We start from the raw sequence: 13,700 nt of genomic DNA, 5'->3' as shown, positions 1-13,700 counted from the left end.
GGAGCGGCCTCGTCGGCAATGATCCTGCGGCTGATGAGCGTCTCCACCGTATGCTGCACGAAGCGGCGCAGGGGCCGGGCACCGAAGGCGGGGTCGTAGGCGCTGTCGATGATGAAGCGCCGGGCGCTGTCGGTAAGGGTCACGGTGAGCTGTTTCTCCGCCAGGCGGCCGTTGAGCTCGGCTGTCAGCAGGTCGATGATGCGGGTGATGTTCTCCTTGGTCAGGGGTTTATAGAAAACGATCTCGTCCAACCGGTTCAAAAACTCGGGACGGAAGGAGTGATGCAGCAATTCCGTGACGGCCTTCCGGGCCGCTTCGGTAATTTCCCCGCCGGCGTCGATGCCGTCCAGCAGATACTGGGAGCCCAGGTTGGACGTCAGGATGATGATGGTATTCTTGAAGTCCACCGTGCGGCCCTGGCTGTCTGTGATACGCCCGTCGTCCAGGACCTGGAGCAGTACGTTGAACACGTCGGGGTGGGCCTTCTCCACTTCGTCGAACAGCACCACGGAATAGGGATGGCGGCGCACCGCCTCGGTGAGCTGGCCGCCCTCCTCGTAGCCCACGTATCCCGGAGGGGCGCCAATGAGCCGGGAGACGCTGAACTTCTCCATATATTCGCTCATGTCGATGCGCACCAGGTTCTTCTCACTGTCGAACAGAGCTTCGGCCAGAGCCTTGGCCAGTTCCGTCTTGCCTACGCCGGTAGGGCCCAGGAACAGGAAGGAGCCGATGGGGCGGTCCGGGTCGGCGATCCCCGCCCGGGAGCGCAGGATGGCCTCGCTGACCAGGCGCACGGCCTCGTCCTGACCCACGACCCGCCGGTGGAGGATGTCCTCCAGGTGGAGCAGCTTCTCCCGCTCGCCCTCCATCAGCTTGGCCACCGGGATGCCGGTCCAGCGCTCGATGATGCGGGCGATCTCTTCCTCCGTGACCTTATCCCGCAGCAGGGAGCGGGCTCTGCCCTCGTTGGCGATGGCCTCTTCGGCCTCCAGCTGCTTTTTCAGCTCGGGAATCCTGCCGTACTGCAGCTCCGCGGCCCGGTTCAGGTCGTACTCCCGCTGGGCCTTCTCCAGCGCGGCGTTGGCGGCCTCCAGCTCCTCGCGGAGCTTCTGGACCTTGCCGATGGCGTTTTTTTCGTTTTCCCACTGGGCCTTCTTGGCGTTGAACTCGTCCCGCAGTTCGGCCAGCTCCTTCCGGATCTCGGACAGATGCTCCTGGGACAGGGTATCATCCTCTTTTTTCAGGGCGGCCTCTTCGATTTCGTGCTGGATGATCTTCCGCTGGATCACGTCCAGCTCGGTGGGCATGGAGTCAATTTCGGTGCGGATCATGGCGCAGGCCTCGTCGATCAGGTCAATGGCCTTATCGGGCAGGAAGCGGTCGGTGATATAGCGGTTGGAGAGGGTGGCGGCGGCGATGATGGCGCCGTCCTGGATCTTCACGCCGTGATAGACCTCGTAGCGCTCCTTCAGGCCGCGGAGGATGGCGATGGTGTCCTCCACCGTGGGCTCGTTCACCAGGACGGGCTGGAAGCGCCGCTCCAGCGCCGCGTCCTTCTCGATATACTGGCGGTATTCGTTGAGGGTGGTGGCGCCGATGCAGTGCAGCTCGCCCCGGGCCAGCATGGGCTTGAGCAGATTGCCCGCGTCCATGGCGCCCTCGGTCTTGCCGGCCCCCACGATGGTGTGCAGCTCGTCGATGAACAGGACGATGCGGCCTTCCGATTTTTTGACCTCGTTCAAAACGGCCTTCAGGCGCTCTTCAAACTCGCCCCGGTACTTGGCGCCCGCAATCAGGGAGCCCATATCCAGGGCAAAGATGGTCTTGTCCTTCAAAGAAGCGGGCACGTCGCCCTTCACGATGCGCTGGGCCAGCCCTTCGGCGATGGCGGTCTTGCCGACGCCGGGCTCGCCGATGAGCACGGGGTTGTTCTTGCTCTTGCGGGAGAGGATGCGGATGACGTTACGGATCTCGTCGTCCCGGCCGATGACCGGGTCCAGCTTGCTGCTCCGGGCCCGCTCCACCAGGTCGGAACCGTACTTTTTCAGCGCGTCATAGGTCTCCTCCGGATGGTCGGAAGTGACCCGCTGGTTGCCCCGGACATTGGTCAGCGCCTGAAGGACGCCCTCCCGGGTGACGTTATAGGTGCGGAAGAGCTCCTTGAGCGCCCGGTCGGCGGTATCGACCAGCGCCAGCAGCAAATGCTCCACCGAGACGTATTCATCCTTCATGCCGGCGGCGATGGACTCGGCCGTGCTCAAAGCTTTGTCGACCCCGGCGGAGACGTAGAGCTTGCCCTGCTCCCGGCCGGAACCGGAGACCCGGGGCAGTTTTTCCACCTCCGCTTTGACCGCGGCGGTGAGGGAGGGGACCGTGAGGCCCAGATTGCCCAGCAGCTGCGGGATCAGGCCGCCCTCATCGGCGAGCAGCGCGAGCAGAAGATGCGCCTGCTCGATCTGCTGGTTGCCGTATTCGGTGGTCAGAGCCTGGGCGTTCTGTACGGCCTCCAGGGATTTTTGGGTATAGTTCTGCGCGTTCATATCGCGTCACGTCCTTTCGAAAAACGAAATTGAAAAAACCGGAAACGGGGCGCCGGCCGGTGGCCGGCGCCCCGTTTCCGTAAGGTTCCGGTTGGGGATAGCGCGCAACAGGTTACTCGATGGCGATCCGGCGGCTTTCCGGCACGGCGGGAACCGTCTTGGGCAGGGTCAGCTCCAGAATGCCGCTTTTATAGGCGGCGGTGATGGCGGTCTCATCGATGCCGGTGATATCGAAGGAACGGGTGAAGCAGCCGTACCGGCGCTCCCGGCGGATGTAGCTGCCCTTGCCGTCCTTCTGGTCGCTGTGCTCCTGATGGGCGGCGGTGATGGTCAGGATACCGTCCTTCACGTCCAGGGAGATATCCTCCTTCTCAAAGCCGGGCAGCTCCGCCTCCAGGACGAATTTGTCGCCGTCGTCGCGGATGTCGGTGCGGAAGGCGGGCAGACTGGCATTGCTGCTGCGGAAGAAATTGCGGGTGAAGTTATCAAAGGTGTCAAACAGATTGTCGTCGCTGCGTTCGAAAGGAAGCATACCAAACATAAAAAACTCTCCTTTTCCAGTTGATTTGTTGGGAAAATAGATTAGCAAATAATTGAATCAAGTGCTAAACACGAAACAAAAGCATGGCGTTCAACCTCTTTCCGGGGCCATACGGCCCGCTGAATCTCTTTTTCTGATGTTTAGTATAGGGCCGTTTTGTGAACAAATATACACGTAATTGTGGCCAAATTGTAAACATTAGCACTCATAGTTGAAGAGTGCTAACGGAAAGACGCCCTTTACGCGGCGAAGGAAAAGGGGTATAATCGGCTGGACTGTGTACAAAAGGTGGCGAATCATGCGATGAAACGAACCAATGACCTGGGCCGTGATCCTGTGTTCCCGCTGGTGTGCCGGCTGGCCATTCCAACCATGCTGGCCCAGCTGGTCAGCGTGCTTTACAGCATCGTGGACCGGATCTACATCGGCAATCTCCCGGTCATCGGGGACCTGGCCCTGGCAGGCGTGGGGGTATGCGGCCCCATCGTGACCCTGCTCTCCTCCTTTGCCACCCTGGTGGGGCTGGGAGGCGCGCCCATTCTGGCCATGCGTATGGGGGAGGGCAATCCCAAACAGGCGGGGCGGGTCCTGTCCAACTGCTTTTTGATGCTTCTGGCGCTCTCCGGCGCCCTCACGGCCCTGTTCCTGCTGAGCAAGGAGCAGCTGCTGCTGTGGTTCGGGGCCAGCGCGGATACCTTCGGCTATGCGGACACCTATCTGACGATCTACACCGCAGGCACCTTTTTTGCCCTGATGGCGGCGGGGATGAACAGCTTCCTCATCGCCCAGGGGTTCTCCGGTCTTGGGATGGCCACAGTGGTGCTGGGGGCGGTGCTCAATATCGTACTGGACCCGCTCTTTATGTTTGGACTGGATTTGGGCGTGGCCGGTGCGGCCCTGGCCACGGTGCTCTCCCAGATGGCCTCCTGCGGTTTCGTGCTGACCGCCCTGCTGCGGCCGAAGATGCCCGTCCCCCTGCGCTGGGGGGGCTTTTCCCGGTCCATCATGCTGCGTGTGCTGGCGTTCGGATTGTCGCCCTTCCTCATCATCGCCACCGACAGCATCCTGCTCATCGTCCTGAATACGGTGCTCCAGCACTACGGCGGGGCCGAGCTGGGGGACACCCTTATTACCTGCGCCACCATCGTGCAGAGCTATCTGCTGCTCATCACCATGCCCATGGGCGGCCTGACCCTGGGCACCCAGCCGGTGATCAGCTTCAACTACGGCGCGGCCAGAGCCGACCGGATCCGGCAGGCAATGAAGTCGATCGTGGGGCTGTGCCTGGCATTCTGTGTGGGGATGACGCTTGTGACCCACACGCTGTCCCCGTATTTTGTCCGGCTGTTTACCCAAAGCCCGGAGCTGATCGAACGCTCGGTGCGGTATATCAAGATGTTCACCGCCATGATCATCCCGCTGGCCGTCCAGTATCCTCTGGTGGATGAGACCACCGCTCTGGGCCAGGTACGGCTGGCCCTGTTCTGCTCCCTGTTCCGCAAGTCGGTCTTTCTGGCGGGGCTGCTGCTGCTGCCCGCCCTGTTTTCGGCGGAAGCGACCTTCCTGTCCGAGCCCATTGCCGACGCTGTGGCCGCGAGCGTCACCACCTGCCTGTTCCTGCGCATCATCCCCAAGGTGCTGGAGCGGCGCGTCCGTGAAGCCGGGGCAGACCCGGCGCCCCGGCCCTGAAATGAGACAAGCGGCCCGGCGCATCAGCGCCGGGCCGCTTTCCAATGGATGTAACAGGGATCAGGGTTCTTTCCGCTGGCACTTCTTGGGCGTTACGCAGGTGCCCTCAGCAATGGCCACCACGATGGGCTCGTCCAGGAAATCGGCGGCGGAGTCGCTGATGTCGGGGCGGGGAACGGCCACCTTGCGGGCCTCGAACTTCATCTTGCGGGAGGTATTGCCGATGTGGGTGATCTCGCCGTAGGCCTCGATGAAATCACCGGCATACACGGGCGCCTTGAACTCAATGTTGTTATATGCGCAGAACAGGCCCTCGTCGCCGTCGCACTTGATCAGCAGCTCGGTGGCTACATCGCCGAACAGGTGCACCATGTGGGCGCCGTCCACCAGATTGCCGCCGTAGTGGGCGTCCTTTGCAGACATGCGCAGACGAATCATAGAGGTGTATTTCTTCTCATCCATGTCGATCCACTCCTACTAAAATATTTTTTGCAGGAATTCTTGCCTTCCCTATTCTACGTCTTTCCGAAGGGGTTGTCAACCGGGGAAATTCGTGCTACAATGCGCTTATCCGCTTTAAAGCGCAAAAGCGCCTGCGGGGAACGAGAAGCAAGGGAGCTTAAAGTATGGTTTCGGAACATATGGTAAAGCTGGGGATGAACCGCAACATCATGCGTGAGATCTTCGAGCATGGAAAGCGCCGGGCCAAGGTCGTGGGCGCGGAGAACGTATTGGACTTTTCCCTGGGCAACCCCAGCGTGCCGCCCCCGGCCAAGGTGAACGACACCATCCGGGCCGTGTTGGACGGGCCGTTGCATGACAGTGTCCACGCCTATACCAGCGCCCCTGGCGACCAGGGCTGCCGGGACGCGATCGCCGCCTCGCTGACCCACCGCTTCGGGGTGTTCTGCACGGGGGACGAGCTGTATCTGACCGTGGGCGCCGCCGCCGCCCTGTGCTGCTGCCTGTTCGGCCTGCATACGCCGGGGGACGAGTTTATCGTCATCGTGCCTTATTTCACCGAATACCGGGTATTCATCGAGAGCGCCGGGGCGAAGGCAGTGGAGGTTCCCGCCGCGCCCGGCACCTTTGATCTGGACCTGGCCGCCATCGAGGCCGCCATCGGGCCCAATACGAAAGGCATCCTGATCAATTCGCCCAATAACCCCGCGGGCGTGGTCTATCCCGCCGCCACCATCCGGGGGCTGGCTGATCTGCTGCACCGCAAAAGCAGCGAGTTTGGAAATCCCATTTACCTGATCTCCGACGAACCCTACCGGGAGGTGGTCTACGACGGGGTGGAGGTACCCTGGCTGCCCGCCTATTATGAGAACACTCTGGTGTGCTACTCCTACAGCAAGTGCCTCTCCCTGCCCGGCGAACGCATCGGCTATGTGCTGGTGCCCCAGAGCGTGGAGGACTGGGCCCGCGTGTACGCCGCCGTGGCCGGCGCCGGGCGGGGCATTGGGTACATCAACGCGCCCAGCCTGTTCCAGCATGTGGCGGCCGCCTGTGACGGCCTGACCGCCGATCTGAGCGTCTATGAGACCAACCGCAACCGGCTCTACCGCGGGCTGACGGAGATGGGGTATACCTGCGTCAAGCCGGACGGCACCTTCTATTTGATCTTCCAGGCCCCGGACCTGGATTCCATGGCCTTTTCCAAGCGGGCCATGAAGTATGACCTGCTGGTGGCGCCGACCGACACCTTCGGCTGCCCCGGTTATCTTCGGGTGGCCTTCTGCGTGGATACCGGACGGGTGGAAAAGGCCCTGCCGGTCTTCCGCAGGCTGGCCCAGGAGTACGGATTGTGCAAATGAGCAGAGAACTCCCCGCGGGCGGCACCAGCCGTCCGCGGGGAGCTCTCTGCCTTCAGGCGATTTTCAGGTGCGCACGCTTGAGGGCGGCGCGGATGACCAGGCACAGGGGCGGGGCGATGAGGATGGCCACGGCGGCGTTGAACAGGGAGGCGGGGACCTTCAGCGGCAGGATGCCCACGGCAACGGCAGGCGGAAGCCCCTCCACCAGCAGGCCGTCGTATGCGAAGCACTTGAAAAAGTAGAGCACGTAATAGGCGATGCAGCCGCATACCGCGCCGGCCAGACAACGGGGATAGCGGGGAGCCTCCCGATGGGCGGCGCTGCGCAGGACCCAACCGGCCGCCAGGCCCATGATCCCCTTGGTGAGAAAGGTGATCCAGCACTCGGCGGCAAAAAGAGGGTTGGTCAGGTCGTACAGGGCGGAGCCCAGACCGGAGGCCAGCCCGCCTGCAGGGCCCAGCAGCAGGCCGGACAGACAGCACATGATATTGGCCAGGGTAAAAGAGGTTTTGCCGCCGATGGCAATGGGCAGGATGATGCGCAGATAATTGCTGACAAAGACCAGAGCGGTCATCATTCCCAGGACAGCCAGAGAAACGGCGCTCATGCGGCGATTTTTCATGACGAAGCACTTCCCATCTCAATTCTTCGGACCCCATTATATCCGGGAACTGACTATACTTCAAATGCCAGATTTTAAAAATATAATAAGGTCAGAAAAGGTTGGAATGCGGAAGAAGCGACCGGCGTGCGGAGGAACACAGCGAGTGCCCTGCCTGTACAGGCAGGGCACTCGCTGAAAACCGGAAGCGCGCGGCCGCCGCTTTGGGCTGGGCCGGATCAATACCGTCCAAAGTCGCCGGAGCGGCCCTCGGTCACGTCGGCGCCGAACTCGTAATCCTTGCCGGGCAGGATGGCGTTGAGCGCGATGCCGGCAATGGCGGCGATGGCCAGGTTGGTCAGGGTCACATGGGCCTCGCCGATGGAGAAGGTGATACCGCTGGAAAAGCCCAGACCGCACACCAGGATGACGGCGGCGATGATCAGGTTGCGGGAGTTGGTGAAGTCCACCCGGTTTTCCACCACGTTGCGTACGCCGATGGCGGAGATCATGCCGTAGAGGATGAAGGATACGCCGCCGATGATGGCGGTGGGGATGGAGTTGACCAGGGCGGCAAAGGCGGGGGAGAAGGACAGGATCACCGCGTAAAGGGCGGCCAGACGGACCACCTTGGGATCATACACGCGGGAGAGGACCAGAACGCCGGTGTTTTCCCCGTAAGTGGTGTTGGCGGGGCCGCCGAACAGGCCGGCCAGGGAGGTGGCGATACCGTCCCCGATGAGGGTGCGGTGCAGGCCGGGGTCCTGAATGAAGTTTTGGCCCACGGTGGCGGAGATGGCGGACATATCGCCGATGTGCTCCATCATGGCGGCGATGGCGATGGGAGCCATGACCAGGATGGAGGTCACGTCAAACTTGGCGATCGAGCCGCCGAAGTCGGTGATGAAGGGCTGGAAGCCAAGGATCCGGGAGGCCGCCACGGAGGAGAAGTCCATCAGAGGCACCACCTCGCCGGCGGCATTGAGGGCGGTGGCGCCCATGGCGCTGGCGATCACGGCCACGAGATAGGGGACCACCACACCCAGGAGGATGGGGATGATCTTGATCATGCCGCGGCCCCAGATGTTGCAGACCACGATGACCGCGATGGACAGGATGGCCAGCCACCAGCAGGAGGAGGCGTTGGTCACGGCGGAGGGGGCCAGGTTCAGGCCGATGAGGATGATGATGGGGCCGGTGACCACGGGGGGGAGAAAGCGCATGACCCGCTTGACGCCCACCAGCTTGATAATGGCGGCCAGGATGACGTACAGCAATCCGGCGACCACGATGCCGCCGCAGGCATATTGAAGCTTGACGGCCGGGTCCATTCCGGCGTATTTGCCGGTGTCCAGGGCCGCCACGGCGGCAAAGCCGCCCAGATAGGCGAAGGAGGAGCCCAAGAAGGCGGGCACCTTCATTTTCGTGCAGACGTGGAAGAACAGAGTGCCGATTCCGGCGAAGAACAGAGTGGTCTGGATGGACAGGGGCAGGCCGTAGCCCTGGACCAGAATGGGGACCAGGACGGTGGCGCCGAACATGGCGAACATGTGCTGAAGACCCAGAATGAGCATCCTGGGCAGGCCCAGCCGGCGGGCGTCATAGATCGGTTCGCTTCCGGTGATGTGTTTCTTTCCCATAGTTTTCTCCTCTCTCATATCCCGTGGACGGCGCTTGTGCAGAAAAAAAGCAATCACCCTTCCCAAAGGAAAAGCAATTGCCCATCAAACGGAACAAAACGCGGGGAAAACGGGAAACAGTTTCATACACACTGCAGTCCTGTTCACGTCTGCCCGCCTCCGTCCACTCTAAAGTCTGCTCTATACTAGCAGAAATCGCGCGATATGGCAAGGGGAAATTTGCGGGATTTGTTGCTTTACCAAAAGAAAGCACGAAAGCAGGGGCGGGGTTGGAGCTTCTGCGGATTGACAGGGTCCGTGCCGGTCCGGTAAAATTGAATTTACCATTTGTTTTACTAAGGTAAGGTGAACGCCCTATGAAAAAGCCCTTCGTTACGCTGGAGCAGCTCCAAGGCATCACGCAGGCCTATCCCACGCCCTTTCACCTCTACGATGAGAAGGGAATCCGGGAGAACGCCCGGCGGCTGAAGGAAGCGTTTGCGTGGAACCCGGGGTACCGGGAGTATTTTGCCGTCAAGGCCACGCCCACCCCCGCGATCCTGAAGCTGCTGCGGGAGGAGGGGTGCGGCGTGGACTGCTCCTCGCTCACCGAACTGATGCTGGCGGAGAAATGCGGCTTTTCCGGCCGTGAGATCATGTTCTCCTCCAATGAGACCCCGGCGGAGGAGTTTGCGCTGGCGGCCCGGCTGGGCGCCACCATCAATCTGGACGATTTTACCCACATCGACTTTTTGAAGCAGACCATCGGCTTTATCCCGGAGACCATCTCCTGCCGCTTTAACCCGGGCGGCGTGTTCCGCCTGGGGGAGAGCAAGGAGGGCTTCCAGGTCATGGATACGCCGGGGGATTCCAAGTACGGCTTTACCCGGGAACAGCTTTTTGAGGGATTTCGAACGCTCAGGAGCATGGGGGCCAAGCGCTTCGGACTCCATGCGTTCCTGGCCTCCAATACCTTGTCCAACGAGTATTACCCGGCCCTGGCCGCCATCCTGTTCCGGCTGGCGGTGGAGCTGCGGGATCAGACGGGGGCCGACGTAAGGTTCATCAACCTCTCCGGCGGCGTGGGCATTCCGTACCGCCCCGACCAGAGCGAGAACGACATTGCGGTCATTGGCGCAGGCGTGCGGAAGGCCTATGAAGAGATCCTGGTGCCTGCGGGGATGGGGGACGTGGCCCTCTGCACCGAACTGGGCCGCTTCCTGCTGGGGCCCTACGGGTGCCTGGTCACCCGCGCGATCCACGCCAAGCACACCTATAAGGAGTATATCGGCGTGGACGCCTGCGCCGCCAACCTGATGCGCCCCGCCATTTACGGGGCGTACCACCACATCACCGTCATGGGCAAGGAGGACGCGCCCTGCGACCATAAGTACGACGTGGTGGGCTCCCTGTGTGAAAACTGCGACAAATTCGCCGTGGACCGTATGCTCCCCCGGATCGACAGGGGGGATCTGCTGGTCATCCATGATACCGGCGCGCACGGATTTTCCATGGGCTATAACTACAACGGCAAGCTCCGCTCGGCGGAGCTTCTGCTCCAGGCCGGCGGCGGGATCCGGCTGATCCGCCGGGCCGAGACTCCGGAGGACTATTTTGCCACGATGGTGTTTGAATGAGTGACGGGCAGCAGCGCCGGGAAGGGAGATGCCGCCCGGCGGGAACAGGGGCGCCGGCAGGCGTGCCGCCCCTGTTCTTACCGATCCCTGTGGACGCAAGGGCGAGCGAGGAGACCTGCCTGAAAGGGAAAACGGCATTTTGCCGAATGTGGGCTATGGGCGCATGACTCTTATTTCAGCCGTGCCAGCAGCCGTTCCAGCAGGCCGCGGCGGCGCTCTTGGGAAACAGGCGGGTGGGCGGCGGCCTCTTGAGCCTGCGTCACGGCCTCGGCCATCATGGCCGCCTGAGCGTCCAGGACGGGCGCTGCTTCGGGTCTCGGGATGGGGGAATAGCTCCCGTCGGGACCCAGCAGCCGGGCTTTTGCATTGTCGGTACAGAGCAGGGTGATATAATGGGCGATCTGCCGCCGGATGGCCGGGTCGAGGACGGGGCAGGCGATCTCCACCCGCCGTTCGGTATTGCGGGTCATAAAATCGGCCGAGCCGATATACATACTGGCGTCCTCGCCCGTACCGAAGGCAAACACGCGGGGATGCTCCAGAAAGCGCCCCACGACGGAAAAGATCCGGATATGGTCGGTCAGGCCGCTCACGCCGGGGCGCAGACAGCAGATGCCCCGTACGTTCATCACCACCTCTACGCCCGCCTGGCTGGCTTCGGCCAGCTTGTCGATGAGCTGGCGGTCGGTCACGGAGTTGACCTTGATGAAAATGTGGGCGGGGATCCCCTGACGGGCCTTGGCGATCTCCTCCTCCATCTTTTCCAGCAGCCTGGGCTTGAGGCTGCAGGGCGCCACCAACAGGTGGTGATACGTGCCCTCCAGGTTGGAGGTGGCCATGTTCTGGAAGAAGGACGCCGCGTCGGCGCCGACGGCGCTCTGGGCGGTCATCAGACAGAAGTCGGTGTAGAGCCTGGCCGTCTTCTCATTGTAGTTGCCCGTACCGATCTGAGTGATGTATTGGATGTGGGAGCGCTCCCGCCGGGTGATCAGACAGATCTTGGAGTGGACCTTGTATCCCTCAAAGCCGTAGAGCACCGTGCACCCGGCCTCCTCCAGCCGCTCTGCCCAGGCGATGTTGTTCTGCTCATCGAACCGTGCCCGCAGCTCCATGAGGACCGTCACATCCTTCCCGTTCTCTGCGGCGGCGGCCAGATACTCCACCAGCTTGGCGGTAGAAGAGAGCCGGTAGATGGTGATCTTGATGGAGAGCACCGCGGGGTCGGCGGCGGCTTCCTTTACCAGCTTTAAAAAGGGCTCCATCGCATGGAAGGGGTAGTAGAGCAGCACGTCCCGCCGGAGGATCTGCGGGATCAGCGGCTCGCCCTTCACCAGCTCCCGGGGCCACTGGGGCGTGTACTTGGGATAGCACAGCGCGGCGACGGTCTCCGGCGGCAGGAGCGTCTCCAGCGCGTACACGTAGCCCAGCGCCAAAGGGGCGCGGGAGGAGAAGACCTGGGCGGGGGACAGCTCCAGCCGGCGGCAGAGGAAGCCGGTCAGGGCCTGGCCCGCTTCGCCCTGGATCTCCAGACGGACGGGGGAGAGGCGTGCGCGCTTTTTCAGCACCTTCTGCATGTGTACCCGAAAGTCCTCGCCCACGTCGTAATCCTCGTCCTCCGGGCTGATATCGGCGTTGCGGGTAACGGCCACGACGCATTTGGACTCCACCTCGTAGGTATCAAAGAGCGTTTCGGCATAAAACAGGACCACCTGCTCCGTAAGCACATAGCGTACGCCCCGCTCCTCCAGACGCAGGAAGGGAGGAAGCGCCCTCGGTATGGGCACCAGCCCGAAGCAGGGCTGACCCTCCCGCCGGAGGGAGAGCGCCACCGTCAGGGCCTTGGAAGGCAGGTGGGGGAAGGGATGATGGGCGTCCACCACCATGGGAGAGAGCACCGGAGCCACATAATCCCGAAACCAGCGCTCCACCTGCTTGCGGCCCTTCACGTCCAGTTCCTCCACGCCCAGGCTGCAGATATTGCAGGAGCGCAGGCGCGTCTCCAGCTGTGCGAAGGTCTTGTCCCGGCGCTTGTAAAGGGGCGGTACCGCCCGGCACACAGCCTGGAGCTGTTCGGTGGGGGTCAGGCCGCTCTTGCTGTCCACATGCGCCTGCCTGGAAAGGGTCATGTCGTAAATGGAGCCGACCCGGATCATGAAAAATTCGTCCAGATTGCTGGTAAAGATGGCGGCGAACTTCAGCCGTTCAAACAGCGGCACGGATTCGTCGGTGGCCTCTTCCAGCACGCGTTCGTTGAATTTCAGCCAGGAGAGCTCCCGCTCCTGGGTATAGCGCGTATCCACGGCTTTAGTCATGCTGCGTTACCCCCATCACACGGTTCATAAGATAACCCTCCCGCACGCCGCAGGCGCTCACCGAGACGGTCTCGACCCCATAGGACTTCATCACGGCGTTGAGAATGATGAGGCCCGGCAGAATGGTATGCACCCGGTCGGGCGCGGAGCGCAGGATCTGCCGAAGCGTGTCCCGGTCCCCTTTTTTCAGTCCCTTGTAAAGGGTCTGCAGCTCTCCGGCGGGGATGATCCGGTTGTCCGGGTCCGTTCCGGCCAAGTCGTTGCACAGCTTGGCGGCGGCCCGTATGGTGCCGCCCACGCCGGTCAGGTGCCTGCACCGGACCTTGGCGGTCCTGGCGCGCTCCAGCTCGGCCTCCACCTGCTCCCGAATGGCGCGGCGCTCCTCCCGGGTGGGGAAGAGGCCCGCCACATACCTGGTGTACAGGGACAAGGAACCCATGGGAAGCGAGCAGCCGGAAGAGATGCGTCCGCCGTCATAGGCCACAAGCTCCGTCGAGCCGCCGCCGATGTCGGTCAGCAGGCCGGAAGAAGCGCCGCCTCCCGCGGCGGCGCCCTGGAAGGAAAGCGCGGCCTCGTCCGCGCCGGAGAGGACCTCCACGGTCAGGCCGGTCACCTCCCGTATGGTCTGCACAGCGTCCTCGGTGTTGACAATGTTGCGCAGAGAGGCGGTGCCGAAGACGTACAGGTCATGGAGGCCGAAGTTATCCAGCAGGGCGCGGAACCCGGCCAGCGTCCGGCAGGCCACCAGGATGCCGCTGTCGGAGAGCGCGCCGTCCTTGATATAGCCTGCCAGCCCGGCCATCACTTTTTTGTTCAGCAGCAGCTTGAACTGCGTCCCCTCCCAGCGGTAGATGGACAGCCGGATGGTGTTGGAGCCTACGTCCGCAATGCCGCATTTCATGGAAAGCACCTCGCTTTGTTCGGATTGGTTTGCATTC

10 protein-coding genes are annotated in these 13,700 nt (G+C 62.3%); 3 read left to right on the top strand and 7 right to left on the bottom strand.

Annotation, left to right across the window (positions count from 1 at the left end; translation table 11 throughout):
* Together clpB and MR825_RS12260 are read right to left on the bottom strand one after the other, a co-directional pair.
* Nucleotides 1-2,543, bottom strand: a 2,543-nt coding sequence (gene clpB / locus MR825_RS12265) for an ATP-dependent chaperone ClpB (RefSeq protein ID WP_287880953.1), incomplete at its 3' end; no start/stop codon positions are given.
* Nucleotides 2,544-2,655: 112 nt separating this feature from the next.
* Nucleotides 2,656-3,084, bottom strand: coding sequence for an Hsp20/alpha crystallin family protein (locus MR825_RS12260; RefSeq protein WP_186907649.1), 429 nt, complete (start codon nt 3,082-3,084; stop codon nt 2,656-2,658).
* 303 nt (nt 3,085-3,387) lie between these two features.
* On the opposite strand from MR825_RS12260, the gene MR825_RS12255 reads away from it, so the two are divergent.
* On the top strand, nt 3,388-4,773 hold the full coding sequence (locus tag MR825_RS12255; RefSeq protein WP_287880951.1) for an MATE family efflux transporter: 1,386 nt from the start codon (nt 3,388-3,390) through the stop codon (nt 4,771-4,773).
* A gap of 60 nt (nt 4,774-4,833) precedes the next feature.
* Here the strand turns inward: MR825_RS12255 and MR825_RS12250 are convergent, their stop codons facing one another.
* The gene (locus tag MR825_RS12250) at nt 4,834-5,235 is read right to left on the bottom strand and encodes a hotdog fold domain-containing protein (RefSeq protein ID WP_186907651.1); all 402 of its coding nucleotides are present in this window, start codon (nt 5,233-5,235) and stop codon (nt 4,834-4,836) included.
* A 164-nt stretch (nt 5,236-5,399) separates the two neighbouring features.
* On the opposite strand from MR825_RS12250, the gene MR825_RS12245 reads away from it, so the two are divergent.
* Entirely contained in the window at nt 5,400-6,593 is a 1,194-nt protein-coding gene (locus MR825_RS12245) for a pyridoxal phosphate-dependent aminotransferase (RefSeq protein ID WP_287880949.1), read from the top strand.
* A 52-nt stretch (nt 6,594-6,645) separates the two neighbouring features.
* On the opposite strand, the gene MR825_RS12240 is transcribed toward MR825_RS12245, so the two are convergent.
* Together MR825_RS12240 and MR825_RS12235 are read right to left on the bottom strand one after the other, a co-directional pair.
* The gene (locus MR825_RS12240) at nt 6,646-7,215 is read right to left on the bottom strand and encodes an ECF transporter S component (protein WP_186907653.1); all 570 of its coding nucleotides are present in this window, start codon (nt 7,213-7,215) and stop codon (nt 6,646-6,648) included.
* Between the two features lie 218 nt (nt 7,216-7,433).
* The gene (locus MR825_RS12235; RefSeq protein ID WP_186907654.1) at nt 7,434-8,834 is read right to left on the bottom strand and encodes a uracil-xanthine permease family protein; all 1,401 of its coding nucleotides are present in this window, start codon (nt 8,832-8,834) and stop codon (nt 7,434-7,436) included.
* Between the two features lie 356 nt (nt 8,835-9,190).
* Here MR825_RS12235 and MR825_RS12230 point away from each other — a divergent pair, with 356 nt between their 5' ends.
* A complete protein-coding gene (locus MR825_RS12230) occupies nt 9,191-10,450 on the top strand; it encodes a diaminopimelate decarboxylase (RefSeq protein WP_287880946.1) in 1,260 nt (419 codons plus the stop codon).
* A 170-nt stretch (nt 10,451-10,620) separates the two neighbouring features.
* Here the strand turns inward: MR825_RS12230 and ppk1 are convergent, their stop codons facing one another.
* Together ppk1 and MR825_RS12220 are read right to left on the bottom strand one after the other, a co-directional pair.
* Entirely contained in the window at nt 10,621-12,762 is a 2,142-nt protein-coding gene (gene ppk1, locus MR825_RS12225; protein ID WP_287880944.1) for a polyphosphate kinase 1, read from the bottom strand.
* Nucleotides 12,755-13,663, bottom strand: a complete 909-nt coding sequence (locus MR825_RS12220) for a Ppx/GppA phosphatase family protein (RefSeq protein WP_186907657.1) — start codon at nt 13,661-13,663, stop codon at nt 12,755-12,757. Before MR825_RS12220 ends, ppk1 begins: the two co-directional genes overlap by 8 nt.
* Between the last annotated feature and the right edge of the window lie 37 nt (nt 13,664-13,700).

The sequence above is a fragment of the Lawsonibacter sp. genome (assembly GCF_022777125.1).
Classification (GTDB): domain Bacteria; phylum Bacillota; class Clostridia; order Oscillospirales; family Oscillospiraceae; genus Lawsonibacter_A; species Lawsonibacter_A hominis.
The sequence above is the reverse complement of the archived record's forward strand: the minus strand, read 5'-3'. Positions and strand labels throughout refer to the sequence as shown.